Origin of the sequence: Bradyrhizobium sp. LMTR 3 (genome assembly GCF_001693485.1) — a bacterium.
Taxonomy (GTDB): Bacteria; Pseudomonadota; Alphaproteobacteria; order Rhizobiales; family Xanthobacteraceae; genus Bradyrhizobium.
The window spans coordinates 170,557-192,174 of sequence record NZ_MAXC01000012.1; the positions used below are offsets into that span (position 1 = coordinate 170,557).

The 21,618-nt window shown below is 63.1% G+C and carries 32 protein-coding genes; 14 read left to right on the forward strand and 18 right to left on the reverse strand.

Annotated features, from left to right (window positions below; genetic code table 11):
- Positions 1 to 2: 2 nt before the first annotated feature.
- Positions 3 to 395: an MAPEG family protein gene (locus LMTR3_RS10240; RefSeq protein ID WP_065745577.1), complete on the forward strand. Its 393-nt coding sequence runs from the start codon at positions 3 to 5 to the stop codon at positions 393 to 395.
- 142 nt (positions 396 to 537) lie between these two features.
- On the opposite strand, the gene LMTR3_RS10245 is transcribed toward LMTR3_RS10240, so the two are convergent.
- A complete protein-coding gene (locus tag LMTR3_RS10245) occupies positions 538 to 1,458 on the reverse strand; it encodes a DMT family transporter (RefSeq protein WP_065744943.1) in 921 nt (306 codons plus the stop codon).
- Between the two features lie 395 nt (positions 1,459 to 1,853).
- On the opposite strand from LMTR3_RS10245, the gene LMTR3_RS38405 reads away from it, so the two are divergent.
- Positions 1,854 to 2,027: a hypothetical protein gene (locus LMTR3_RS38405; RefSeq protein ID WP_176721854.1), complete on the forward strand. Its 174-nt coding sequence runs from the start codon at positions 1,854 to 1,856 to the stop codon at positions 2,025 to 2,027.
- Positions 2,028 to 2,214: 187 nt separating this feature from the next.
- Positions 2,215 to 2,565 carry a zinc ribbon domain-containing protein YjdM gene (locus LMTR3_RS10250; protein ID WP_065744944.1) on the forward strand — a complete coding sequence of 117 codons (351 nt, stop codon included), beginning with the start codon at positions 2,215 to 2,217 and terminating at the stop codon, positions 2,563 to 2,565.
- 64 nt (positions 2,566 to 2,629) lie between these two features.
- On the opposite strand, the gene LMTR3_RS10255 is transcribed toward LMTR3_RS10250, so the two are convergent.
- From LMTR3_RS10255 to LMTR3_RS10285, 6 genes are all read right to left on the reverse strand, one after another.
- Positions 2,630 to 2,890, reverse strand: a complete 261-nt coding sequence (locus LMTR3_RS10255; RefSeq protein ID WP_065744945.1) for a PepSY domain-containing protein — start codon at positions 2,888 to 2,890, stop codon at positions 2,630 to 2,632.
- Positions 2,891 to 3,267: 377 nt separating this feature from the next.
- Positions 3,268 to 3,627, reverse strand: coding sequence for a hypothetical protein (locus LMTR3_RS10260; RefSeq protein WP_065744946.1), 360 nt, complete (start codon positions 3,625 to 3,627; stop codon positions 3,268 to 3,270).
- Positions 3,628 to 4,116: 489 nt separating this feature from the next.
- On the reverse strand, positions 4,117 to 4,830 hold the full coding sequence (locus LMTR3_RS10270; protein ID WP_065744948.1) for an ROK family protein: 714 nt from the start codon (positions 4,828 to 4,830) through the stop codon (positions 4,117 to 4,119).
- A 265-nt stretch (positions 4,831 to 5,095) separates the two neighbouring features.
- A complete protein-coding gene (locus tag LMTR3_RS10275) occupies positions 5,096 to 5,737 on the reverse strand; it encodes an FMN-binding negative transcriptional regulator (RefSeq protein WP_065745578.1) in 642 nt (213 codons plus the stop codon).
- Between the two features lie 293 nt (positions 5,738 to 6,030).
- On the reverse strand, positions 6,031 to 6,300 hold the full coding sequence (locus LMTR3_RS10280) for a hypothetical protein (protein WP_065744949.1): 270 nt from the start codon (positions 6,298 to 6,300) through the stop codon (positions 6,031 to 6,033).
- A 570-nt stretch (positions 6,301 to 6,870) separates the two neighbouring features.
- Positions 6,871 to 7,140 (reverse strand): DUF2312 domain-containing protein, encoded by a 270-nt coding sequence (locus tag LMTR3_RS10285; protein ID WP_065744950.1) that lies wholly within the window; start codon positions 7,138 to 7,140, stop codon positions 6,871 to 6,873.
- A gap of 110 nt (positions 7,141 to 7,250) precedes the next feature.
- On the opposite strand from LMTR3_RS10285, the gene pdxY reads away from it, so the two are divergent.
- Positions 7,251 to 8,099: a pyridoxal kinase PdxY gene (pdxY, locus tag LMTR3_RS10290; RefSeq protein WP_065744951.1), complete on the forward strand. Its 849-nt coding sequence runs from the start codon at positions 7,251 to 7,253 to the stop codon at positions 8,097 to 8,099.
- A 3-nt stretch (positions 8,100 to 8,102) separates the two neighbouring features.
- Here the strand turns inward: pdxY and LMTR3_RS10295 are convergent, their stop codons facing one another.
- Positions 8,103 to 8,453, reverse strand: coding sequence for a septal ring lytic transglycosylase RlpA family protein (locus tag LMTR3_RS10295; RefSeq protein WP_349643796.1), 351 nt, complete (start codon positions 8,451 to 8,453; stop codon positions 8,103 to 8,105).
- 462 nt (positions 8,454 to 8,915) lie between these two features.
- Between LMTR3_RS10295 and LMTR3_RS10300 the strand changes: the two genes are divergently transcribed.
- Positions 8,916 to 9,833 carry a ketopantoate reductase family protein gene (locus LMTR3_RS10300; RefSeq protein WP_065744952.1) on the forward strand — a complete coding sequence of 306 codons (918 nt, stop codon included), beginning with the start codon at positions 8,916 to 8,918 and terminating at the stop codon, positions 9,831 to 9,833.
- Positions 9,834 to 9,851: 18 nt separating this feature from the next.
- Here the strand turns inward: LMTR3_RS10300 and LMTR3_RS10305 are convergent, their stop codons facing one another.
- Positions 9,852 to 10,304: a pyridoxamine 5'-phosphate oxidase family protein gene (locus LMTR3_RS10305; RefSeq protein WP_065744953.1), complete on the reverse strand. Its 453-nt coding sequence runs from the start codon at positions 10,302 to 10,304 to the stop codon at positions 9,852 to 9,854.
- 123 nt (positions 10,305 to 10,427) lie between these two features.
- Positions 10,428 to 10,607 (reverse strand): hypothetical protein, encoded by a 180-nt coding sequence (locus tag LMTR3_RS10310; RefSeq protein WP_245319822.1) that lies wholly within the window; start codon positions 10,605 to 10,607, stop codon positions 10,428 to 10,430.
- A 124-nt stretch (positions 10,608 to 10,731) separates the two neighbouring features.
- Here LMTR3_RS10310 and LMTR3_RS10315 point away from each other — a divergent pair, with 124 nt between their 5' ends.
- Positions 10,732 to 10,956 (forward strand): J domain-containing protein, encoded by a 225-nt coding sequence (locus tag LMTR3_RS10315; RefSeq protein ID WP_065744955.1) that lies wholly within the window; start codon positions 10,732 to 10,734, stop codon positions 10,954 to 10,956.
- Positions 10,957 to 11,156: 200 nt separating this feature from the next.
- Here the strand turns inward: LMTR3_RS10315 and LMTR3_RS10320 are convergent, their stop codons facing one another.
- The 3 genes from LMTR3_RS10320 to LMTR3_RS10330 all read right to left on the reverse strand — a co-directional run bounded on the left by LMTR3_RS10320 (position 11,157) and on the right by LMTR3_RS10330 (position 12,546).
- On the reverse strand, positions 11,157 to 11,336 hold the full coding sequence (locus LMTR3_RS10320) for a hypothetical protein (RefSeq protein ID WP_028346363.1): 180 nt from the start codon (positions 11,334 to 11,336) through the stop codon (positions 11,157 to 11,159).
- Positions 11,337 to 11,452: 116 nt separating this feature from the next.
- Positions 11,453 to 11,806 (reverse strand): hypothetical protein, encoded by a 354-nt coding sequence (locus LMTR3_RS10325; RefSeq protein WP_065744957.1) that lies wholly within the window; start codon positions 11,804 to 11,806, stop codon positions 11,453 to 11,455.
- Positions 11,807 to 11,955: 149 nt separating this feature from the next.
- Positions 11,956 to 12,546 carry an NADPH-dependent FMN reductase gene (locus LMTR3_RS10330; protein ID WP_057845185.1) on the reverse strand — a complete coding sequence of 197 codons (591 nt, stop codon included), beginning with the start codon at positions 12,544 to 12,546 and terminating at the stop codon, positions 11,956 to 11,958.
- Between the two features lie 45 nt (positions 12,547 to 12,591).
- Here LMTR3_RS10330 and LMTR3_RS10335 point away from each other — a divergent pair, with 45 nt between their 5' ends.
- Positions 12,592 to 12,777 carry a hypothetical protein gene (locus LMTR3_RS10335; RefSeq protein ID WP_065744958.1) on the forward strand — a complete coding sequence of 62 codons (186 nt, stop codon included), beginning with the start codon at positions 12,592 to 12,594 and terminating at the stop codon, positions 12,775 to 12,777.
- 16 nt (positions 12,778 to 12,793) lie between these two features.
- Here the strand turns inward: LMTR3_RS10335 and LMTR3_RS10340 are convergent, their stop codons facing one another.
- Positions 12,794 to 13,123: a hypothetical protein gene (locus tag LMTR3_RS10340; protein WP_051379232.1), complete on the reverse strand. Its 330-nt coding sequence runs from the start codon at positions 13,121 to 13,123 to the stop codon at positions 12,794 to 12,796.
- A gap of 322 nt (positions 13,124 to 13,445) precedes the next feature.
- On the opposite strand from LMTR3_RS10340, the gene LMTR3_RS10345 reads away from it, so the two are divergent.
- Together LMTR3_RS10345 and LMTR3_RS37420 are read left to right on the forward strand one after the other, a co-directional pair.
- Entirely contained in the window at positions 13,446 to 13,679 is a 234-nt protein-coding gene (locus LMTR3_RS10345) for a DUF6894 family protein (RefSeq protein ID WP_065744959.1), read from the forward strand.
- Between the two features lie 383 nt (positions 13,680 to 14,062).
- Positions 14,063 to 15,148, forward strand: a complete 1,086-nt coding sequence (locus LMTR3_RS37420; protein WP_141686546.1) for a hypothetical protein — start codon at positions 14,063 to 14,065, stop codon at positions 15,146 to 15,148.
- A 57-nt stretch (positions 15,149 to 15,205) separates the two neighbouring features.
- Here LMTR3_RS37420 and LMTR3_RS10355 read toward each other — a convergent pair whose 3' ends face one another.
- Positions 15,206 to 15,391: a hypothetical protein gene (locus tag LMTR3_RS10355; RefSeq protein WP_028346367.1), complete on the reverse strand. Its 186-nt coding sequence runs from the start codon at positions 15,389 to 15,391 to the stop codon at positions 15,206 to 15,208.
- Between the two features lie 251 nt (positions 15,392 to 15,642).
- On the opposite strand from LMTR3_RS10355, the gene LMTR3_RS10360 reads away from it, so the two are divergent.
- A complete protein-coding gene (locus tag LMTR3_RS10360) occupies positions 15,643 to 15,876 on the forward strand; it encodes a DUF6894 family protein (protein WP_065744960.1) in 234 nt (77 codons plus the stop codon).
- Positions 15,877 to 15,885: 9 nt separating this feature from the next.
- Positions 15,886 to 16,044, forward strand: coding sequence for a hypothetical protein (locus LMTR3_RS38410; protein WP_176721855.1), 159 nt, complete (start codon positions 15,886 to 15,888; stop codon positions 16,042 to 16,044).
- Between the two features lie 114 nt (positions 16,045 to 16,158).
- Here LMTR3_RS38410 and LMTR3_RS10365 read toward each other — a convergent pair whose 3' ends face one another.
- Positions 16,159 to 16,947, reverse strand: a complete 789-nt coding sequence (locus LMTR3_RS10365; protein ID WP_065745580.1) for an SDR family NAD(P)-dependent oxidoreductase — start codon at positions 16,945 to 16,947, stop codon at positions 16,159 to 16,161.
- 154 nt (positions 16,948 to 17,101) lie between these two features.
- On the opposite strand from LMTR3_RS10365, the gene LMTR3_RS10370 reads away from it, so the two are divergent.
- Positions 17,102 to 17,533 (forward strand): hypothetical protein, encoded by a 432-nt coding sequence (locus LMTR3_RS10370; protein WP_065744961.1) that lies wholly within the window; start codon positions 17,102 to 17,104, stop codon positions 17,531 to 17,533.
- 18 nt (positions 17,534 to 17,551) lie between these two features.
- On the opposite strand, the gene LMTR3_RS10375 is transcribed toward LMTR3_RS10370, so the two are convergent.
- Positions 17,552 to 17,791, reverse strand: coding sequence for a hypothetical protein (locus LMTR3_RS10375; RefSeq protein WP_141686548.1), 240 nt, complete (start codon positions 17,789 to 17,791; stop codon positions 17,552 to 17,554).
- A gap of 217 nt (positions 17,792 to 18,008) precedes the next feature.
- On the opposite strand from LMTR3_RS10375, the gene LMTR3_RS10380 reads away from it, so the two are divergent.
- On the forward strand, positions 18,009 to 18,260 hold the full coding sequence (locus tag LMTR3_RS10380; protein ID WP_065744962.1) for a hypothetical protein: 252 nt from the start codon (positions 18,009 to 18,011) through the stop codon (positions 18,258 to 18,260).
- 301 nt (positions 18,261 to 18,561) lie between these two features.
- Here the strand turns inward: LMTR3_RS10380 and LMTR3_RS10385 are convergent, their stop codons facing one another.
- The gene (locus LMTR3_RS10385) at positions 18,562 to 19,317 is read right to left on the reverse strand and encodes an SDR family oxidoreductase (RefSeq protein WP_065744963.1); all 756 of its coding nucleotides are present in this window, start codon (positions 19,315 to 19,317) and stop codon (positions 18,562 to 18,564) included.
- Between the two features lie 161 nt (positions 19,318 to 19,478).
- Between LMTR3_RS10385 and LMTR3_RS10390 the strand changes: the two genes are divergently transcribed.
- Complete coding sequence (locus LMTR3_RS10390; protein WP_065744964.1) at positions 19,479 to 21,560, forward strand: methyl-accepting chemotaxis protein; 2,082 nt, start codon at positions 19,479 to 19,481, stop codon at positions 21,558 to 21,560.
- The last annotated feature ends 58 nt before the right edge of the window (positions 21,561 to 21,618 follow it).

The following is a 21,618-nucleotide window of genomic DNA, read 5'->3' on the forward strand; positions in this document are numbered from 1 at the left end:
TCGTGCCGATTGTTATCACGCCAATCTTCGTGGCCCTGCTCGTGGTCGCGCAGGTGCCGCTGACCTGGATCGTCGGCATGCGCCGGCTTCAAACCGGAATTCGCTTCTTCGGCGGCGATGACGATGTCTTGCTGCGGCGGATGCGGGCGCATGGCAACTACACCGAAACTGTGCCGATCACGCTGCTCGCAATGGGTTGCGCGGAGTTTCTCGGGATGCCGAGTGCGGCGCTCTGGGCCGGAGGCGCCCTCCTTGTCGCCGGCCGAACCGCTCACGCAGTGGAAATCCTCCGGACAGGATGGGGCATCGGCCGATCTAGCGGCATGATAATGACTTTTCTTGCGATGTTGGGATTTGCTGCTTGGATCCTTTGGCGGTCGTTTGTTGCGGCCTGACTTGTCGCAATAAACGTCGCACGCGCGCACGTATGTCTCTTTCGCGTCCTACTCGTGCTGGCCGATATCTGCGCACGCCGGGAGGGTTGTCGAGGCCAAAACAATTGCACTGTCACCGTAGTCCGGAACGGCCGACCACACCTCACCGCTGCCTTTGCGCCAGATAGAAGCCGAACAGCACCGTGACCAGGCCCGCCGCCTGCAGCGCGGTCGGGGGTTCGCCGAGCAGGAGCCAGCCGGCGAGGATCGTCAGCGCCGGCACGGTCGCAGGGAACACCGCGGCGCGGGCGACACCGATGGTCTGGATCGAGAGTGCGAACAGATACAGCGCGGCGGGGCCGGCCAGGATGCCCTGTGCCAGCGCCTGCAGCGCATTTTCGCCAAGGCCCAGCGCCGCCACGCGGGCGAACCCGCCCAAGGCCGCATAGAGCGGCAGCAGCGCCAGCGACACTACGCTGATGACGGTGGCGGCCGAGAACGCGGAGACGCGCCAATGGCGCAGCAGCGTGCCGAACACGGCGAACATCAATCCGGTCATCACGAACAGCAAATCGCCCAGCACGCCGTCGGCGCCGATATGGCCGATCGACTCGGCGCCGATCACCGCAAGCCCGCCGACGATGACGACCGCCCCCGCTACGCGCGAGGGCGGAACCCGCTCGCGCAAGAACAGCGCGGCGAGCAGCAGGCTTCCGAGCGTCGCGCTGGAAGGCTGGATGACGCTGCCATGGCCGAGCGGCACGAACAGGAAGCCGGTATAGCTGATGAGCGACATCACAGGCCCGCCCAGCACCATCAGCACCAGTCCGCGGCGCCATCCGATGCCGCCGAGATCAGCGATGCCGGCGCGAAGCACGAGCGGCAGGAACACCAGCCCCGACCACACGAAGCGGTGCATCAGCAAGTCCGGCGGCGTGAAGCCGACCTTCAGCCCATGCCGGGTCGCGACAAAGCCAAGCGCCCAGAACAGCGCCGCACCAGCGCCGCACGCGACCCCAAGCAGGGCCGGCTTCGTGTCAGGTTTTTGGGCTGGAGCATCGCCGCCGCTGGTCGGCTGGTTCATGGCGGACGCTTAACTTGGCCCACACCACGGTTCAACCCACACCCATGCAGGGCTGACGGGCGCGCCGCCGCAAGCCGCACCGGATTCCGCTGCGCTCGCTACTTTGCATGGGGTTGTTTTCGCGATTTTGTGTCTGGGCCCTGCGGTGTACTGCGGAAGCGTATCTGCACCGGGTCCGGGAGGCGATATCGTCAGCAAGCAGCCCCGACGAGCAAGCGTAGGGCGGATTAGCCCACCGGGTCCGCGCGAATGCGCGGCCCGATGACAGGCTCCGGCGTAATCCGCCGTTCTCCGCGACTGAGCCGGCGGGTTACGCTTCGCTAACCCGCCCTACTTGATCCATCCCCAAGATCAGCCACAAAATCGATTAAGATGCACGCATCGGAAGGATCGACATGAACGGAAATCGATATTACGGGGTTCGCGTCGAGGGCGCGAAATACGGCGTTGGCTTCGGCTCGGCGCTCGCCATCGCGATCTCCTATGCCAACAACCATTCGATCCTGTGGGCGATCATCCACGGCATCCTGGGCTGGCTCTACGTGATCTATTTCGCGCTGTTCAAGTGATCCGGCTTACGCCAGTTCGCGAGGCGCGGCTTGGCGACAGCGTATTCCGCCACCCCCTGTCCGCGCTCCAATGCTTGCGCTATTGCGCGCACGGGCTCCTTTTGCCCTTGGGACCGAGCATTTTCCCTTGCGTTATCAGGACATGAACCTACGGTGCGCTTCGCCTGGACACGGCCAAAGGACGACAATGGACGACGCGATGAACTGCCCGAAATGCAATTCCGAACATGCCTATCAGGATGGCAGCCTGTGGGTCTGCCCGGAATGCGCCCATGAGTGGAGCGCCGAGGCCGGCACCGCTGCGGAGACCTCGCCTGAGGCGGGCGTGCGCGATGCCCATGGCAACGCGCTCTCGGACGGCGACAGCGTCATCGTCCTCAAGGACCTCAAGGTGAAGGGGTCGTCGTCGGTCGTCAAAGGCGGCACCAAGGTCAGGAACATCCGCCTGACCGAAGGCTCAGACGGCCACAACATCGCCTGCAAGATCGACGGCATCGGCGCGATGAACCTGAAATCGGAGTTCGTGAAGAAGGCGTAAGCTAGTGGGCGCGACCCGTTGGCTCATGCGGGCTACTCGCTGACGCAGGAGGTGAAGAACGCGACTACCATCCGCGATTCATGTGGCGCACCTCGCCGGTTCGCGAGTCGACATAGACCTCCATCCAGCGGCCCGCGCGGTCGCGGCCTTCGATCTCCCACTTATCGCCGAGGAAATTGGTGTGGGACACCGTCATGAGGCCGAGATCGGTCGCAACGTCGAGCGCGACCCGCATCGATATCTGGCCGCCGGAATCGTAGGCCATGGCAGGTGTCGCTGCGCCAAGCGCCAGGGCGGTGACGATTGGAAGAATGACATGTCGCATGAAGCACTCCTGTCGAACGCGTTGAGCTGTTACGCCACTTAGAACGAGCGGCGTAGACACGCGTTCCGCACCGGAGATCATGAAACAGCATGAAACTTCGGCAGTTGGGGCGATTCTGTGGCCGTTCCCACGCAATCACTCCGCAACTTCGTTCTCCATCCGACTCCACTTTGTTCGCAAAGAACGAATCGCATCAGCGCAAATCGGCGCGGATCAATTCCTAACAATTGGTTCGCGGTTCGCAGAGCGGATTAGCAAGCGTAGGGCGGATTAGCGCAGCGTAATCCGCCACCAACACGCCAGACAGTGCAGTACGCGGAATTTATCATCGGCGCGCAATCGCGCGACGCGCTGGCTCTTGCGCCCTGTTGACCTGATCAGCCGCAATTCCAGACCGGCCCGATCGGTGTCCGTGTCCAGCACGGGCCGAAGCTGCCGCCATTGTAGCGGCCGCCGTAGAAGCCGGGACGGCCGAAATAGCGCCAGTTGCCATCATATCCGTAGTAGCTGGGAACCGGGTCAATGTACCAAGGGCGCCGGTCGCGTTGTGCCGACCGCCGCATCGCATTTTTCTGAGCGTAAGGTGGAAGGCTGTTGTTGAGCGGCTGCTGGTAGCCCGGCAGGAAGCCGTAGCCATGCCAGCGCGGAGCCGGCCGCTTATGAACCGGCCCTGCCGGAGCGGCGACGGACCACAGCGACAGGACGAGAGCCATCGATAGAACCATTAGACGCGACATAGGCAAACCATAGACAGTCGGCTGTTGAGGGACGATTCAAATCCAGGTGCAAAGCTCGTATATCAGATTGGCGCAAGCGTCATGCGCCGCCAACGCCAGACGGCGCAATACGCAAAGTTCCGGCCACACTCGACCCGGATCTGTGATCTGGCCCATACGCGGTTCAAACCACCTACCCTACACTTTCGCCCATCGTGCTCGAGTTCCGGGGACGGATATGGACGACGAGTTTTGCAGGGAAAGGGCAAGGACCGTCAGGGCCCTCGCCGAGCAAGCCGACCCGTTGGTCAAGAGGCGGCTGCTGCAACTGGCCTCCCACTACGAGCGCAGGATCACGCGGCCATCCGACATCCGAGGCAACCAGGCGGCGGCAGTGTCCCGGCCGTTTGAGGACGCTTGTGGGCAAGAGGTCGAACAATCGACCGAACGACCGGACCCTGACCCTCAATAGCCTGCCCCTACTTGCTGACGCCGCCAGGACGGCATTCTCTATCGGCGTGCACCGCGCGGTTTGACTACGCCCTTCTTCCACAGCCGAAATCCTCCCTCGAACGCGTTGGTGTTGGCGCCGAGCCGGACCTTGCGCGGCAGCTTGTCGATCTTGTCGGCGTTTCCGCCGCCCAGCATGACGTAATCCGGCTCCAGCGCCGCGAGCAGACGCTTCAAGACGTCATCGACGGCACGTTGCCATTTCTTCCTGCCAAGGCGCTTGAGGGCTGCGGCGCCGACGCATTGCTCGAACGTCTTGCCATTGCGGTACGGCAGGTGAGCCAGCTCCATCGGTTCCAGAATGCCATCCACGATCATCGCGGAGCCAAGACCCGTTCCCAGGCCAAGGAACAGCATCCGGCCGCCCTGGTAGCTGCCGATCGCCTGCATCAGCGCATCGTTGACGACCTTCGTCGGGCGACCGAAAGCCTTTTCGAAATTGAAACCGGCCCACCCGAGACCGAGATTGTGAGGCTCCGACAAGGGCCGGTTGTTGACCACAGGTCCCGGATACCCGACCGCGATGACGTCATAGGACCAGTCCTTCGTCAGCGCCTTGACCCTCCTCACCATCATTTTCGCTGATAGCTCGGGACCGGACGCAAACGCGCGCCTGGTTCGCTCCCTGCTGGTCATGACTTTCACGCGCGAACCACCAATGTCGATCACGAGGACCGTATGTCGCGATACACGCTTGCCCGTTTTCTTCGCCATGAATTCGCGCCCTGCTCGGTCGGATGATCATAACTCCAGCCGATACGCACCTGAAGCAGAGAGACAAGCGGCGTCACAGCTTTGTTCTGCATCCGACTCTATTTTGTTCGCAAGGAACGAATCGGAATCGTGCAAATCAGCGCGAACCGATTCTTAACAACGTGTTTGCTTGGTGTTTTGGCGGAGGGCGGATTAGCCGAAGGCGTAATCCGCCGTTCTCCACGACCGAGTCGGCGGGTTACGCTTCGCTAACCCGCCCTACGCATTACTCAACGTCATACCCCAGCTCCGGCCGCGACGCCCGCATTCTCGCGGCCAGCCTCCTGCTCCCCGTCTCCTCCGCGCGCGCGAGCTGGTCCGCGACCGCCACATGGTCCTCATCGCTCTTGTGCTGATTGAGCTTTGCCTGGCCCTCGATCTTATCGACGACGAGGTCGATGACGCGGATCGAAGCGAGCATCATCTCGCGCTTGGTGGGCTCCATCCGCGCGAGCTCCCAGGGCGGCTTCGGCAGGCGCGCCTCGGCGGCCGCGAGCAGCGCGTCGCCGTGGGCGCGGTTCTCGTTGCGCTCGCGCAACTGCGCGACACCGGAGAGATGCACGGCCTCGTAGAGCCAGGTCGAGACATTGTCGCGCGAGGCATACCAGTCGTTGGAAATATAGGCATCGTCACCGGAGACGATCAGCAGGAAGCGCCTGACGCCGTCGGCGAGTTGAACAAGCGGATTTTTGGCCGTGAGGTGGATCTGGACGATCGCGCCATCCTCGCGCTGCTGGAGCACAAACGGCACATGCGAGGCGCGCGGGCCACGCTCGTCCGCGGCGACGATCACGCCAAATCCGCGCTCGGCCGCGAACGCGAGCGCGCGGCTCTCCTCGATACGAAACTGGGGGCGAAGAATGTGCATGGCCAAGCGCTCGCTGAAGGATGTCGGCTCGAGCGAGGCTAGCCTATTCGGCCTGACATCACCAAGGATGCGGTTGTTCTCCATCCGACTCCAATTTGTTCGCAAAGAACGAATCGGAATCGTGCAAATCAGCGCGAGCCAATTCTTAACAACACGTTCGCTTCGCGCTTGCGCGCGGATGACTTGGAGAACGCGCTCATCACAAAAAAAGCCCGCGAGGACATCGCGGGCTTTTGAAACTCGGGCAAGGCGCTCAGTCGGCGCGAGATCAAGCGCCGATCAAACGTCTGTGCTCAGCGAATGGCGCGACCGGTGGTGTCGGTCTGGCCTTGCGCGGTCGCGATCCTGTTCCGCGGCGTCAGGACGCTGAGCTGAAACGGCGTGGCCGAATTGGCGACCGGCGATGCTTCCCGGACGTTTTCAGCGCCCAGCACCTGAACCTGCACGGCCGAAACCGGCAAGCCCGCCCTTTCATAGGCCGGCAACTCGGCTGCGACAGCGCCAGTTGCAGCCGTCATCGCGAGCAGAGCGGCGGCAGTGATGGACAGCGAAATCTTCTTCACTTCAATTCTCCATAGGTAGCTTGAAACATGGAGCTAATAGTCATTTTGCTGCACTGCAATAGTACATTGTTGCAATGCACACATGCGATGATAGAATGCGGAACCGGCTGTTGGTCGCATGATCGATCAGCCGTATTGGTTCGCTGGAATTCGCCGCATTGCAGGTTGCCGCTCCCCAATTTGTCGTGAGAGCAGCGGGCTACGCGGCATGAGAGGGCGGAGTTCGTGGCTTACCCCCTCTCCCCAACCCTCTCCCGCAAGGGGCCCGCAAGGGGAGAGGAGCCCGGCTAGCGTGCTCACCCAACAGAACCATACGGCTCCTTCTTGGCCTGCACCGTCAGGGACGCAACGCGGATGGGTTCCCTCTCCCCTTGCGGGAGAGGGGTTAGGGAGAGGGGTGCCGCTTGCTCCGTTGCTGATGGAGCTTACGACTCGCGCTGCGCCCTGTGATTTCGCTGGCAGCACTATTGCGCGATAAAGGACGTGGATGGCCGGGCATAGGCGCGCGCAAGCGACGCCGTCCTTTGGACAGCTATGCCAGGCCACGACGAAGTCGTATTCAGCGTTGTATCACGCCGCCTTCGCTTCCTTCTCCGGCGGCGCGGTTTCCATGGCGCGCATGTAGAGATCGAGCAGGCTTTCACGCTCGTCGCGCTCGTCCTGGTCCTGCTTTCGCAGCTTGATGATCTCCTTGAGGATCTTCACGTCAAACCCTTCGCCCTTGGCCTCCGAAAACACTTCCTTCTTCTGCTCGTTCAGCTCCTGCAATTCGCTGTCGATGTTCTCGATCCGCTCAACGAAGGAACGGATCCGGCCGCCGGGAATGGTGACGTCAGACATGGTGACTCCCTTTTGAATAGGATCGTGAAAATGCCCGCAAACAAATAACCAATGTGTTAACCTCGGCAGGTTCCCGCCCCGGCAATTCGGCATTTCCCAGATTTATCCGCATGAACGTGATTTCGATTCAGTCGCAGGTCGCCTTCGGCCATGTCGGCAACAGCGCCGCGGTGTTTCCGATGCAGATGCACGGGATCGACGTGGTGGCGGTGCCGACCACGCTGCTCAGCAACCGGCCGGGCTATCCGACCATCCGCGGCCGCGTGCTCGATGCAGATCTCGTTGCCGATCTCCTGCGCGGGATCGAGGAGCGCGGCGCGGCCGATAGCGCTCACATGATTTTATCGGGCTATCTTGGCTCGGCCGAGAACGCCAACGTGGTTGCGGACTTTGTCGCGCGCGCCAAGGCGAAAAATCCCGCGCTGCGCTATTGCTGCGATCCCGTGCTCGGGGATCGCGACCGCGGCCTGTTCGTTCACGCCGACATCCCGCCGCTGGTGCGCGATCTTCTGTGTCCGCTCGCCGACATCATCACGCCCAATCATTTCGAGTTCGAATGGCTGTGCGGAACGAAAGCCGCGGCGATCGATCAGGTGGTAAAGGCAGCGCGCGCGTTCATGGCGCGCGGGACGGTCGTCGTCACCAGCGCCGAGCTGGCCGATACGCCCGAAGGCGAGATCGAGACGCTGGCCGTCGAGCGCGCAAAGGCGTGGCGCGTGCGCACGCCGAAACTGCCGATCAGCCCGAACGGCACCGGCGATCTCTTTGCCGCGCTGTTGGTCGCCGCCCGCCTCCGCGGCGCCGACACGGCGGAAGCGCTCAGCCACGCGGCGTCGGCCATCTTCGCCGTGCTGGAACGCACCGCGAAGAGCGGAACCGAGGAAATGCGCATCGTCGAGAGCGCCGAACTGCTGACGCATCCGCCGCGCAAATTCAAGTGTATTGCGATTATCCGGTAGCCGCTACTGCACGACGTCGAGTTTGACCTTGGCAACACCTTTCCCCACCATTCCCAGCGCGTCGGCTGCGGAATAGGAGACGTCGACAACGCGCCCCCGAACATAGGGACCGCGGTCGTTGACCCGTACCGTCACCGACTGGCCGCTCGCGACGTTTGTCACGCGCAACTTGGTGCCGAACGGCAATGTCGGATGGGCGGCGGTCATTTCCATCGTGTTGAACTTTTCGCCGCTCGCGGTCTTCGTTCCCTCGGTGTAGAAGCTGGCAACCCCATGCGAGGCCGTCTTGATGCTGCCTGTATCCCTGCGCGACACGGTGTGCTTTCTCACCGCGGCTACGCGCCGCTTCATCATGGATGATGTCGTTCGATCCTGATTGAGCGACGCCTGCCGGCTGGCGCGAAGCTCGGATTTTTGGCTGACGACCGAAGACTGCGCGCAAGCCGCGAGCGATGCCGCTCCCAGCGTGACCATAAGGAGCCGTATGAATTTCCTTGCGCGTGCGGCCGTGATTGATGGCGCTTCAAATCGGGTACGGCCTGCTCTGACGTCGACGCACGAAGTACTGGTGCAGCCAATAAAAGACATGTTGCAATCCCCCGCTCGCGCCCCAGCCCAAGCCGAAAATCAACACGGGGTGATCGCGGGACCGAATCCGGGCGGAAGCGTGGCCGGCCCCGATCAGGCAAGGCTTCCTCAGCGCAATTCGGTTCGGGTGTGGTGATTGGGTCACAGGAATTAGGAGGTCAGCCGCAGAATTGCGGCATCGGCTCAGATCAGCTACCCGACCCAGTCAGCCGAACGGGAGAGAAAACCATGCAAGTCGCAGTCGTCGGTGCCGGAGCGGTCGGATGCTATTATGGGGGACTGCTGCTGAAAGCGGGACATGACGTGACCTTCATCGGCCGGCAGCCGCATGTCGACGCCATCAACGCCCATGGCCTGCTGCTGGATACCAAGAGTTTCAGGGAGCACCTGCCCGCCCGCGCCGCGACCGACACGACCGCCCTCGCCGCGCCAGATCTGGTGCTGGCCTGCGTGAAGTCGGCCGATACCGAAGAGGCGGGCCGGGCGCTCGCCGGACGACTGCGGCCGGATACATCCGTGCTCAGCCTGCAGAACGGCGTCGACAATGCACCGCGCCTCTCTGCCATTATCGGCCACGCCGTCATTCCCGTCGTCGTCTATGTCGGCAGCGAGATGGCCGGCCCCGGCCACGTCAGGCATCACGGCGGCGGCGATCTCGCCATCGGCCCCTCGGCCGCGAGCGCCGCGCTGGCCGAAATGCTTCAGGCCGCCGGCATCGGAATCACGATCGCCGACGACATCGACCGGACGCTGTGGAGCAAGCTGATCATCAACTGCGCCTTCAACGCGCTGTCTGCGGTGGCGGGTATCGCCTACGGGCCGATGCTGGAAGTCGCGGGCACGCGGGATGTCGTCACAAGCGCGGTGCAGGAAGCGATATCCGTCGCCCGCGCCAGCGGTGTTTCGATTCCCGACGACCTCCTCGAGCATATCCAGAACATCCCCGCCATGATGCCGAACCAGATGTCGTCCACCGCCCAGGATCTTGCCCGCGGCAAGCCCAGCGAGATCGACTTCCTCAACGGCCATGTGGTGCGCAAGGGCGCCGAGCTCGGCATAGCGACGCCGACCAATCAGGCGCTGCAGGTGATGGTGAAGCTCGCCGAGCGAGGCAAGGAGATCTCCGGCGAGCGACACAGCAAGTAGCCTGCCTCCAAGGATCGCTCAGCACGTCACAAGGTCGGTGTGTCCGAACCCTTTCGAATAGTCGAGCAAGGAAATCACCGTCGGTGTCAGGCGAAACAGCCGAACCTCAGAGGGCTTCGGCATTGGTAGGCCGATGGCCTTCTGCTCCGGATACCGCGCCATCACGAGGCCGATGGCCTTCTGCTGCTCGGCGGGGTCGGTCACGGCGCGGGCCCGTGCCGCCATAGAAGCACCGGCGATCTCCATCACTTCTGCGGGATCGTCATCGATCGCCAGCGATACCCGATCGTCGCGCGCGATGTTCGCCGCCTTCTGGCTGTCGGAGCCGCAGAGGAAGTAGATGGTGAAACCTTCGTTGGCATAGCCGACGGTCGTCACCTGTGGCCAACCGTCCGGCCGCAAGGTCGCGATCCGCATCGTGCGGTGGGAATCCAATAGCGATTGGATTTTCTGTCTGATTGCGTCGTCCATCGAGCGCCTCCGTATCCGGCTTCCGTGGAAACGATAGCGGCGGCTCGCACGATGATGTTGATGCGCGTCAACCCTCGTTGGGGCGAAGCTTCGTCATTCGCGACGGATCGGCGGATGGCGCTCTCACCCACCCATCACATTCCCCCAGCCGTCGAACACATATTGCCGCCACGCCACCGTGCCGTCGTCGCGCGCGCGGCTGAAGCGGCGGAAGTCGTCGGCCTCATCGCCGATCCAGGTGATGATCTGGTCGCTTGCGCGGTCGTGCAGGACTGCGGGCTCCGATGGGTTGAAGCCCGCCATGGGGTGCATCGTCGGGTGTTCCGTCATGTCGTTCTAACGTTTTCGCAGCGGCGAAGGTTGCGCATCCTTCGCAACCTCCTCCCCGCAACGGCGTTGTCGCAAATCTCTCAAGGAGGCACGCACCATGCGGAACAAGGCGCCAAATTCGCAAAGCACCAAATCGCGCTCGAACGCCCAGATGCAGGCGGCGAATTCAATGCTCAATCCCGGCGATGAAGCAGCTCCCGGAACGCCCGGCACCGGCGACGACATCTGCCCCGAATGTCACGGCAAGGGCCGCATCAACGGCTCTCCCTGCCCCAATTGCGGCGGCGGCGGAACGATCACGCGCGCCATCGGTGGGGCGTGAACGCGCGTATGTCTCGTAGGGCGTATTCAACCGTGCTGCATCATAAGCCCCTCATGGTGAGGAGCGCGAAGCGCGTCTCGAACCATGTGGCCCGTCTGTGGCCTACATCCTTCGAGACGCCGCTACGCGGCTCCTCAGGATGAGGGCTTCGAGCGCCTATGACGCAGTAGAATTCGATCCGCCCTACACATCGTGCCCGCCTACGCGGTTCGCTTCTCGAGGATCTTGCGGAAATCCGTGGCCAGGCTGGCGTAATAGCCGGCCAGCCCCTCGTAGAAGGCCTGCTGCGCCTTGTCCGTGGCCTCCTTGGCCTTTGCTTCGCACTTGCCGGCCCGGCTCTCGTACTTCTCCACCTTGGTCTGAAGTTCAGCCACTACCATCGTCATTACTCCCCGCCACCACACATGATCATGATGCTATGCCGGCAAAAGTCGAAAAGATGGCCGCGTCGGGGAGATTTCGCAGCGTTGCCGTGAGCAAGCGATGGCGACGCGGCCTATCGCGACGGCACCGGCGCCGGCGGACGCATCGACGATCGCGACGCGGCTGACGCTGCCTGCGGCTTCGCCGCGGCGTGCTTTCCGCTATCGATGGATTCCAGATAGGACGTCAGCGCCCAGGCCGAGCTCGCGCCGGTGGAGTAGTGCTTTTGCAAAAACAAATAGAGAGTGAGGTGAAAGCGGCCCTTGGCGAGCCCACGCGGGCTGCGATGGCAGGACGCGCAACCTTCGGCAAACAGTTTCGACGCCGGTTTGCCCTGATCGAGATTCTGCGCGACAGCCGCCGGACCGGAGAGCGCGGCCATCAACACAAGAACAAGCAGGCCGCAGCGCGCTTTCGTTGGCGACATCAATTCTACCCGTGCATGAAGCAAATGGACGAGCTGTCTGCGGCAGCTCAAGAAAGGCGGAAGATGGCAGACAATTCGCAATCTGCTGTCCAGCCGTGGCGAAAAGTGGGTGCGTTTTCGCCAACATTGCGCTCCATTCGGGGCATGCCTCAGTATGGCGGCTTCTTGCGCTCCCGCTGCGCCCTTGCCGCCTCCATCCACCACACGAGATCATCGGCGAAGCGCGGAAACGCGTGCGCCAGCGCCTTGCCGCCCTCGCCGATCGGCTTGCCGTCTTCACTCAGCGTCTGCGCGATCGGCCCAACCGCGACCGAGCTCGAAATCACCACCATGCCCATTTCCGAAAGCGTGCCGTGCCAGGCGAGCGCGGCACGTGCGCCGGAGAAGCGACCGGCCGAATAGCTCGCGATCGCCACCGGCCGCCAGAACCATTCTTCCAGAAAATGGTCGGTGAGATTTTTCAGCCCCGGCTGCATGCCCCAATTATATTCGCCGGTCACCAACACAAAGCCGTCGGCGCTGCGGATCTTTCCCGCAAGTTCTTCGAGCGCCGCGGGCGCATCGCCTTTCGGATATTCCTTGTACATCCGGTCCAGCATCGGCAGGCCGATCGCCTTGGCGTCGATCAATTCGACATCATCGCCGCGCGCGCGAAACCCCTCGACGACGAATTGCGCGAGACGAATGCCCATGCGGTCGGAACGATAGGAGCCGTAAAGGACGAGAATACGGTTGCTCATGAGACCTCACCCCTCAGGACATTGGATGATGATGACACTGGAACCATGCGCGCCATTCTCGTGCAAGGCCTGAGCCATCTCGATGGCCTCGGACCAGCGCTCGTGCTCGTCCTCGGTGCGACCGTGCTGAACAAGATCGTCTTCCTCGCGCTGCTGTCGTCCTATGCCGCAGCCACCCGCAGAAGGTCCAAGCAGTCCACAAAAAAGCGGCCTTGCGGCCGCCTTTTTTGAAATTGCTGGTCCGGCTCTACCAATAGCCGGGCCCGTCATAATAGGCATATGAATCGACGTACGGCGCACCCGCGATTGCAGCCGCCGTTCCGACTGCCACGCCAACCGGTCCGCCGACGTAGCCCGGGCGATAATACACGCGCGGGCCATACACGCGCGGACCGTAGTAATAGCTGTAATCATAACGGCTCGGCGTGCGCACGCCGTATCCGCCGAGCAAGTAGTCGGAGTTCGGGTGGGAGAACCCGATCATGCCGGGCTCTTGGGTGGCTTCCTGCGATAGCGCAGGCGTCGCGAGCCCCATCGCAAGGATGGCGGCCGCGCCGAGCAGTGTCAGTTTCGTCATCGCTCATTCTCCATGTGAACATGAAGAGCGAACGGGCAGGTAAGATGCTTGGTTCCGGGGACGAATTCACAGCGCTGTGAATATCGCGACGATTTGCTGCATGTCCAAAGAGAAAAGGCCGACGGGCGTTACGCCGCCGGCCTCCTCTTGCAACTGCCGGCTCGGGAGGTCCGGTTCCGCTGCGATTCCATGCCTAAAATTTGACCACTACAGTCTTAACAAAATCTTAAGCAACAACCGTGATGTGCCTCACAGAGTGCCAGAACCTTGTCCGGCTAACTTGCGACCAACAATAGAGATCGCCTGCAAGAGGAGGCCCGACATGACCCAGGTCTATTTCCACTGCTCAAACTCCCGGGAAGTCCGGCTCGACCGATCCGGCGAAGCGGTAAGCGACCTCGCCGAGGCGCGCGACCGCGCCGCCTGCATCGTTCGATCGCTCATCATGGGTCGGGACGCGGAAGACTGGCGCGACTGGGTCGTGCATGTCAGCGATGATCTCGACGAAGAGATCTTCGTTCTGCCCTTCGCCTTCGTCCTCGGCAAGCCGCATTGAGGGTGCCATGTTGCTCCGCCGCCTGGATGCGATCATGGCACGGTGGCATCACCTGATCGAGCGCGCCTGCGACCCTTATCGTCCCGAGCGGCACTACATGCGCGGCCCCGGCCCAAAGTGGCACGCCCGGCATCCGCCTAGCGGGGCACGCGCCGCCCTCTAAGCCCCGGCCAACCGCGCACCCAACGCGCTCTGCGCCAATCCTATGATCTCTGCGCCCGGGTTCCAGTCCGCGGAAGCCGTAGCCCCAACCTCTCCACGCTCTTGCCTTGCTTTGGTCAAACCTCGCTGGCCGTGTGGTGGCCAGGGCAGAGGTTTTCCACGCAGCAGAGCATGCTTGCCGCCCCGATCCGGGTGACATTGGACTGAGCAAGGGACCGCCAATGCAATCCACGCCAACACTGAAAGAGGCCGATCCGCACGACGTTTTTGCGATCGAAACGGTGCTGGCCGCGCACGCCCACAAGGCGCCGCCGCTGGCCCACGATCCGGCCACCCCTCCTGTAGCGCCGCAGGTTCATGTCGCGCCGCAAGTTGAAGCTGCGGCAAAGCCGCAAGTCCAAGCCGCGGCCAGGCCGCAGGTTCACGTCGCGCCCGCGATTTCGATCAGCGCGCCAACGGCGCAGGTCGAACCGACATTTCGCGCGACCGACATGCGCGATGTCCAGATGCGCAATGTCCAGGTCGACAACATCAGACCGGGCGAGGAGATCAAGCTGGATGGCCTGAACGCCGCCGGCGCGCGGCCGATGGCCAAGTGGACGAAGCGCGTGGTGATGGCGCTGTTGGCCCTTGTCGGCGCCATTGCTGCTGCTGCCTGGCAGCATTATGGCGATCAGGCCAAGGCGGTGGCTGCCGAGTGGGCGCCGCCCTTCGTGCTGGCAGCCCTGCCTTCGGCAGCCAAGCCCGCCGTGGCCGAGCAACCGAGCGCGCCGGCCGCTCCCGCCGCCGCAACCGATCAGGCCGCAGCGGAGCCGGCGGCAACGGAGCCGGCGGCAACGGCAGCACCGGCTCAACCCGAACCCACAGCTTCGGCCGCGGCTACTCCCTCCGCGGAATCGGCCCAGTTGCAGTCGATGGCGCAGGATCTCGCCGCTATGGGCCAGCAGGTCGAGGAGCTGAAGGCGACTATCGCGCAGCTCAAGGCAAGCCAGGCACAAATGGCGCGTGAATTTGCCAAGGTTTCCGACAAGGCTGCCGAAATGAAAGCTTCGGAAGCGAGGGCTGCCGAGGTCCGACCCGAACAGAATTTTCGCCCGAGGGTAACAGCCGCGCCGCCGCCGCCCCGATCCGCGAATGCGTCTGTCGCGCCTGTCCGAAAGCCGAAGCCGGCTTACTATCCACCGGCTCAAGCCGCCTATGCCCCGCCGCCAGCCACCGCCCCCGCGCCGCTGCCGCCGGCACCGCCGCAGCAAACCATGGCTGATGACGGCGAGCCGGTGGTCCGTCCGCCGATGCCGCTGCGGTAAGTAGCTGCGTGTCCCGGATGCCGCGCGCTGTGCCGCGCCGTATCCGGGACAAATCCGCTAGCTCTGATGCGGGCCTCGCATCAGCTTCATGGCGTCTTCGATATGACGCCATTCCTTGGCTTCCTCGATGTCGCCACTGCTCTCGCAAGCCTGTGCATTGTGTGCGGCTTGTGCGATCGCGGTGAGGCCGTGCTTTTCCATCATCTGGCGTGCAATCGTGTGGATCTGCATTTCCGACATCATGTTGCTCTCCCGGGGTTGCATCCGTCCTCGCCGCAGCGATTCGAATGTCGCGGCTTCCTCGTCAAAACGGCCGAACCGAAAATCTCGTTCCTCCTGCCGCAGCAGATAATTTTAGGACACGTCCAGGGATCGCGCGGTTCCACCCGAGGCCGCTCTCCTCCGTAATATCCCGCCCCGCAATCTCCCCGAATATCAAGCCGGTCTTCCGCCTGATATTTTTTCGGGGTGAATCGCAATCGTGGGAGTCGGACATGGCACGGATCTATTTCCACTGCTCCAATTCCGAGGGCGTAAGCATCGTTCAGCGTGGCCTTGCCGTCGGAAATCTGGCCGAAGCGCGTGACCACGCCGCCCGCGTCGTGCAGTCGCTGGTTACGGCGCAGTGCCCGGAAGACTGGCGCGACTGGACTCTGCATGCGAGCGACGATCTCAACGTCGAAATCTTCGCCCTGCCGTTTTCGTCCGTGCTCGGCAAGCCGCATTGAGAGGTCGCCATGGTGGCCATGCAACCGCTTCTTCGATACCTGAACCAGGTCGCAGCGCGATGGCAGGTCCTGCTCGACCTTGCCCGCAACCGCTATCGCCCCGAGCTGCACTACATGCGCGGCCCTGGTCCGAAATGGCACGCGAAGCATCACGGCGGCGCTATTTAGGAGTCGCGTAGTTTCGTAGGGTGGGCAAAGCGTAGCGTGCCCACCATTCACGACAGCGATATCCGAGAGAAGGTGGGCACGGCGCAAGAGCGCCTTTGCCCACCCTACAAATCCCTACAAATCCCCCAACTCCGGCGGCTCGAACCAGTTCGTCAGCGACAGCCCGCCATCGATCGCGATCGCCGCGCCCGTGACGTAGGCCGATATCCGGTTCGACAGCACCGCCAGCGCCAGCGGCGCAAGGTCTTCGGCCTGGCCGAGCCGGCCGAGCGGAATGTGTCTTGCGAGCGCGGGATCGGCGACGAAGCCGCCGGCAGCAATCGCGCCCGGCACCAAGGCGTTGACGCGAATGTTGAAGCGGCCGAACGTCTTGGCCAATTCCTTCACCAGCATGGAAAGCCCCGCCTTCGCCGTCGAGTAATGCGGCAGGTTGCGCGGCGTGCCGGCATGCAGCGAGGTCAGCAGCAGGAACGAGCCGGGCGTTTTGTCGGCGATCAGCTTGCGCGCCAGTTCGCGCGAGAGGTGGAATCCGGCGTCCAGATTCACCGCGTGCATCTGCGCCCAAATCTCCGTGGTGACGCCGAGCGCATGATCGGCTTCGCGCCGCGGCGGCGAGGCGCTGTGCACGAAATGCGTCACGCGCCCGACGGCAGACGCGGCGTCAGCCAACAGCGCCTCGCGCGCCGCGGGATCGGCGAGATCACCGACCCAGGGCAGCGCCAGCTCCGGCCGCGGCGACGCGCTGGCTGCCGCCGTGACCGTGTCCCGGTTCACATCGGCAAACACCGTGCGGACGCCCTCGCCCACCAGCGCCTGCGCAATTGCGCGGCCGATCCCGTTACCCGCGCCGGTGACGAGCGCGGCCTCGCGCGCGGGATCGAATGGCGTACTCAATAGGCTCATGTTCGCGTCTCCCATCGAAAGAGGTACATCCAATTCTACGGGCCGACCGCATCTTGCGCTGTATCAATTCGGCGCACTACCTGCACCGCTAGGTTGCTTCCACCTTATTGGGAACCGTCCTAAGCTCCCTTTCATAACCGGCGGGCTCACCGTCATGCAAACCGGCGTTCGAAAAGTCGCCCACGTTCTGGAACGCCTCGGGCTTGCCATGGCAGGCGCGGCGAACGGGTTGTTTGTGGCGGCTCTGGTAGGGACGAGCCACGCTGCACTCACCAATCAGGCGTTCCTGCTGCTGATGATGGTCGGTGGCGCCATCGGCTTTTATCTCGGAATCGATACGCCGCTGCGCTTCACCGCATCGAACGACCGGCCTCCCGATGACGCCTGGATCGACAGAGTGGACACACCGGACCTGCTAAGCTCGATCGGGACCTTCCTCGCGGCGTTCTCGGCGTTCGCCTGCGTCGGCCTAATCGTGCTGCGCCACGATCCGCATTTTGGATGGATTTGGATGATCATGGCCGGATGGGTGGTCGGCGTCGCCATGCAGATCACCGCCGGCACCATCGCCCGCCTGCGCCGCTGATCGGGCAGCCGTCCGACCTCAGCTCTCTTCTTCCAGCGTCAACACCAAACCAGTCAGCGCTGCGCCGATGCCGAACATTAACCCGTAGGTCGTCACCAGCATCACCGTGGTCTGAATAGGTGCGTCGCTCTTGGCGACGAGGTCTCTGACATGGAAGGCATCGATGAGGCCGAGCAACAGGACCAGCGTTAGTCCAAGCGCCACGCCCATCAGAAAATGGGTGAGCAGTGCATTGAAGAGTGACTTTTCCCGACGCATGGAGGTCGTGCCTCCCGGCATGATGCCAAGCCAACGCACGGCCGAAGAAACTGGTTCCATACCGCGAGAATAGAATCCGGCTTGCGCTGCAGCGCGTCGGCGGCCTTCAGGCGTTTGCAAAACGTTAAGCAAGTGGCGGTACGTCCATCAGCATTCCCAAAAAATTCCACAATCCTTTTTAGGAAGAACACATCGTGTTCGACAAAGGAGAATTTCCATGCGGTTAGGGCAAGCGATCTTCTTCGGTTCGGCGGCCGCCCTCCTCACTTTGGCAGCGCCGACGCTCGCCAGGAACTCCAACGCGAATTCCCAACCGGCAAAGACGAGCGAGGCGCCCGCTTCCGCCTCCTGCCATGCCTATCAGCAGGCGGCCGACGGCTCATGGACGCAACTGCCCTGTCAGGAAATGGGTTCAAAGGCGCCGCAGCCGAAATCCGCATCGAAGAACGCGGAAGAGGAAACGCGCTGAGTGCATCACCCTCCACCGGGTCTCGCCTTCGGCGAGCCCGATGACAGGCTCCAGCGGACGATCCAGTATTCCAGAGACGTCAATAATCGAACCGATAGGCCGCAGCGTACTGGATCACCGCATGCGCGGGGATGACGATGGTGTGTGCATCACTATCTCCCCGTCATTGCGAGCGCAGCGAAGCAATCCATTGTCACCTCATGCGCGGAAAGATGGATTGCTTCGCTTCGCTCGCAATGACGGGGATGGAGCCGGGCGTACTCAACACGCCGCCTTCGTGGAAATGATAACTTCGGGCGGCTCATGCCGTTTTGGCAGCCCCACCGAGCCAGTCATCAAAACGCGTCGGCATGATCCGCGCGCCGTCGTCCGGCACCAACGTACGCAACGCGAGTGGCGCGCCGAAATACGGCACGTCCACGCCCGCCACGATCTTGCTGGTATCGCCCTGCTTGCGGAGCCAGCGGCCGACGAAATCCGCAAGCGGCGCCGCTTCGGGACCCGCGACCTCGCATATGCTGTTGGCGGGCTCGCCGAGCGTCACGTCGGCCAGCGCTTCCGCGACCTCGTCGGACAATAACGGCTGCATCAACTGATTGGAAACGTGGACCTCGCCGTCCCTGCGTCCGTAATCCGCGATCGCGCCGACGAATTCGAAGAACTGGGTGGCGCGCAGGATCGTGTAGGCCAGCCCGGAATTGTCGATCAGCCGCTCCTGCGCCAGCTTGGCGCGGAAATACCCGCTGCTCTCGAGCCGGTCGGTACCGACGATCGACAGTGCAATGCAGTGCCGCACACCGGCCCGTTTCGCCGCCGCAATCAGGTTGCGTGTTCCGCTCTCGAAGAAGTGCAACACCGCCTTGTCCTCGAACGAGGGCGAATTCGAGACGTCGACGACAATGTCGGCGCCCACCAGTGCCGGTTGCAGCCCCTCCCCGGTCACGGCGTTGATCCCCCTGCTCGGGGACGCCTGCAGCACCTCGTGACCGCGCGAGGCGAGCAACGGGGCCAATTTCGAACCGATCAGACCTGTACCGCCGATGATGACGATCTTCATTTCCTCGCTCCTCTGTCCCTAAGGCCGCGGCACCACGCGCCATCGTCAAGATCAACTGGAACGGGCCGGCGTGACACGTGCAACCGTAACCCCGGATTAATTTGCACCACCTATACTGGCAGTCCGCACATCCGTTACCAGCGCAAATGGCCTGAAATCCCATGAAAATCGGTACCCTCCTCACCGCTGCCATCGTTTCGCTTTCCGCCGTCGGCGGCGGGCTCGCCGTCTATGTGGCGGTTTCGAAGTATCAGACCATGGACAAGGTCTCGGTCGCGCAGAGCCGGCTGGAGGTGGTGCGCGCGGTCGGCGACATCCCGCGCTACATGAATCCCGAGCGCGGCTTTGCCACCAACATCATGTTCGGACCTCCTACCGTGGATCCGAAACTGCTGGCCGAACTCGACAAATATCGCAAGAACACCGATGGGGCGCGCGACAAGATGAACCGGGTCAAGGCGACCCTGGCGGGCGCGATCGAAGACAGTGCTGCCGTCGGGAGCAGCATCGATGCCCTGAATACCCAGTTCGCGGCACTGCGCGCAGCCATCGACAAGGCCCTCACCGGTCCGCCGGAAGCCCGCCGCGATGCGGCCAGGAAAATCGTCTCCGACAACTCCGTCTTCAACAAGGCTGTCACGACGCTGCTCGACGAGCAGGTGCGCAAGATCGCGCTGCTCGACGGCACGGCCTACCGGCAGGCAAGCTACGCCAATGTCGCCTGGACGCTACGCGACGTCGGCGGTCTCAACTCCAGCCTGCACAAGAATCTCATCGGTGCCAACCGGGTAGCCACTGAAGCCGAGAAGATGGAGATCAGCCGCTCGCAGGGGCGAAACGATCAGATTCTGATGTCGCTGCAGGAATTGCGCGGCAATCCCTCTACGCCGGCCAATGTGGCCGCGGCGCTCGACAAGATGAACGCGGCCTATGTCGATCGCTTCGGCAAAGAGCTGAAGCTCGTCAAGGATGGCGCCATCAGCGGCAAGTACGAACATGATATGGAGACCTACTACGCGGAGACGCAACTCGGTCTTGCGTCCATCATTACGGTCCGCGACGCGTTCTACGACAACGCCGAGCAGGTGCTCGGTGAGGCCTATTCCTCCGCGCGCTTCAGCTTCCTGATCGCGCTGGCCGGCCTGATCGCGGTTGTCGCCGCCAGCGCCACGCTGATAGTGATGGTGCGCCGCCGCGTCTGCATGCCGATCGTCGAGCTCACCGCCACCATGTCGCGGCTGGCCAGCGGCGACGTATCCGGTGAAATCGCCGGCGCCGGCCGCGGCGATGAGATCGGCGCGATGGCATCGGCGGTGCGCGTCTTCAAGGACAACATGATCGAGGCGGAACGTCTTGCCGCCGAGAAGGCCGCCGAGAACGACGGTAAGATGCGTCGCGCCCAGGTGCTCGACGAACTCACCCGCGCGTTCGAAGCCAAGGTCACCGAATTGGTGGGCGGACTTTCGGCCGCCTCGTCCGTCATGGAAGACACCGCGCAGTCGATGTCGTCGACGGCGACCGCCACCAACCGCCAGGCGGCGATCGTCGCCGCCGCTTCCGAGCAGACCTCGGCTAACGTGCAGACGGTTGCCAGCGCCACCGAAGAATTGACCTCCTCGATCTCCGAGATCGGCCGCCAGGTCGCGCAATCGACCGAAATCGCCGCCCGCGCTGTCGATAATGCGCGGCGCACCGGTGAGACCGCCCGCTCGCTCGCCGAGGGCGCGCAGAAGATCGGCGACGTCGTGACGCTGATCCAGAGCATTGCCGCGCAAACCAACCTGCTGGCGCTGAACGCGACCATCGAGGCCGCGCGTGCCGGCGATGCCGGCCGTGGCTTTGCGGTCGTCGCTTCCGAAGTCAAATCGCTGGCCGGCCAGACTGCCAAGGCGACCACCGAAATCTCCGAGCAGATCGCGTCCATTCAGGCGGCGAGCGATCAGACCGTGACGGCGATCCAGAACGTCGCCAACGTGATCGCCGAGATCGACCAGATCGGAACGGCGATTGCCGCCGCGATCGAGGAACAGGGCTCCGCGACCAAGGAAATCTCCCGCAGCGTGCAGGAAGCCGCACGCGGCACCCAGGAGGTCAATTCCAATATCACCGGCGTCCAGAAGGCCGCCGACGATACCGGCGCTGCCGCCAATCAGGTGCTCGGCGCGGCCGAGCAGTTGTCCTCGCAGTCCAAGGATATCGCCGGGCAGGTCAACCGCTTCCTCTCGGAGGTGCGGGCAGCCTAAATTCGCTTGTCAGTCGGCAAAGCCGACATAGCGGACGAAATTGCGGTTGGCTCCGGCG

Coding starts and splice junctions, on each gene's coding strand:
- LMTR3_RS10245 (WP_065744943.1), bottom strand. CDS start 1,458: ATGAACCAGCCGACCAGCGGCGGCGATGCTCCAGCCCAAAAACCTGAC.
- LMTR3_RS38405 (WP_176721854.1), top strand. CDS start 1,854: ATGAACGGAAATCGATATTACGGGGTTCGCGTCGAGGGCGCGAAATAC.
- LMTR3_RS10250 (WP_065744944.1), top strand. CDS start 2,215: ATGGACGACGCGATGAACTGCCCGAAATGCAATTCCGAACATGCCTAT.
- LMTR3_RS10255 (WP_065744945.1), bottom strand. CDS start 2,890: ATGCGACATGTCATTCTTCCAATCGTCACCGCCCTGGCGCTTGGCGCA.
- LMTR3_RS10260 (WP_065744946.1), bottom strand. CDS start 3,627: ATGTCGCGTCTAATGGTTCTATCGATGGCTCTCGTCCTGTCGCTGTGG.
- LMTR3_RS10270 (WP_065744948.1), bottom strand. CDS start 4,830: ATGGCGAAGAAAACGGGCAAGCGTGTATCGCGACATACGGTCCTCGTG.
- LMTR3_RS10275 (WP_065745578.1), bottom strand. CDS start 5,737: ATGCACATTCTTCGCCCCCAGTTTCGTATCGAGGAGAGCCGCGCGCTC.
- LMTR3_RS10285 (WP_065744950.1), bottom strand. CDS start 7,140: ATGTCTGACGTCACCATTCCCGGCGGCCGGATCCGTTCCTTCGTTGAG.
- pdxY (WP_065744951.1), top strand. CDS start 7,251: ATGAACGTGATTTCGATTCAGTCGCAGGTCGCCTTCGGCCATGTCGGC.
- LMTR3_RS10295 (WP_349643796.1), bottom strand. CDS start 8,453: ATGATGAAGCGGCGCGTAGCCGCGGTGAGAAAGCACACCGTGTCGCGC.
- LMTR3_RS10300 (WP_065744952.1), top strand. CDS start 8,916: ATGCAAGTCGCAGTCGTCGGTGCCGGAGCGGTCGGATGCTATTATGGG.
- LMTR3_RS10305 (WP_065744953.1), bottom strand. CDS start 10,304: ATGGACGACGCAATCAGACAGAAAATCCAATCGCTATTGGATTCCCAC.
- LMTR3_RS10310 (WP_245319822.1), bottom strand. CDS start 10,607: ATGGCGGGCTTCAACCCATCGGAGCCCGCAGTCCTGCACGACCGCGCA.
- LMTR3_RS10315 (WP_065744955.1), top strand. CDS start 10,732: ATGCGGAACAAGGCGCCAAATTCGCAAAGCACCAAATCGCGCTCGAAC.
- LMTR3_RS10320 (WP_028346363.1), bottom strand. CDS start 11,336: ATGGTAGTGGCTGAACTTCAGACCAAGGTGGAGAAGTACGAGAGCCGG.
- LMTR3_RS10325 (WP_065744957.1), bottom strand. CDS start 11,806: ATGTCGCCAACGAAAGCGCGCTGCGGCCTGCTTGTTCTTGTGTTGATG.
- LMTR3_RS10330 (WP_057845185.1), bottom strand. CDS start 12,546: ATGAGCAACCGTATTCTCGTCCTTTACGGCTCCTATCGTTCCGACCGC.
- LMTR3_RS10335 (WP_065744958.1), top strand. CDS start 12,592: ATGCGCGCCATTCTCGTGCAAGGCCTGAGCCATCTCGATGGCCTCGGA.
- LMTR3_RS10340 (WP_051379232.1), bottom strand. CDS start 13,123: ATGACGAAACTGACACTGCTCGGCGCGGCCGCCATCCTTGCGATGGGG.
- LMTR3_RS10345 (WP_065744959.1), top strand. CDS start 13,446: ATGACCCAGGTCTATTTCCACTGCTCAAACTCCCGGGAAGTCCGGCTC.
- LMTR3_RS37420 (WP_141686546.1), top strand. CDS start 14,063: ATGCAATCCACGCCAACACTGAAAGAGGCCGATCCGCACGACGTTTTT.
- LMTR3_RS10355 (WP_028346367.1), bottom strand. CDS start 15,391: ATGATGTCGGAAATGCAGATCCACACGATTGCACGCCAGATGATGGAA.
- LMTR3_RS10360 (WP_065744960.1), top strand. CDS start 15,643: ATGGCACGGATCTATTTCCACTGCTCCAATTCCGAGGGCGTAAGCATC.
- LMTR3_RS38410 (WP_176721855.1), top strand. CDS start 15,886: ATGGTGGCCATGCAACCGCTTCTTCGATACCTGAACCAGGTCGCAGCG.
- LMTR3_RS10365 (WP_065745580.1), bottom strand. CDS start 16,947: ATGAGCCTATTGAGTACGCCATTCGATCCCGCGCGCGAGGCCGCGCTC.
- LMTR3_RS10370 (WP_065744961.1), top strand. CDS start 17,102: ATGCAAACCGGCGTTCGAAAAGTCGCCCACGTTCTGGAACGCCTCGGG.
- LMTR3_RS10375 (WP_141686548.1), bottom strand. CDS start 17,791: ATGCGTCGGGAAAAGTCACTCTTCAATGCACTGCTCACCCATTTTCTG.
- LMTR3_RS10380 (WP_065744962.1), top strand. CDS start 18,009: ATGCGGTTAGGGCAAGCGATCTTCTTCGGTTCGGCGGCCGCCCTCCTC.
- LMTR3_RS10385 (WP_065744963.1), bottom strand. CDS start 19,317: ATGAAGATCGTCATCATCGGCGGTACAGGTCTGATCGGTTCGAAATTG.
- LMTR3_RS10390 (WP_065744964.1), top strand. CDS start 19,479: ATGAAAATCGGTACCCTCCTCACCGCTGCCATCGTTTCGCTTTCCGCC.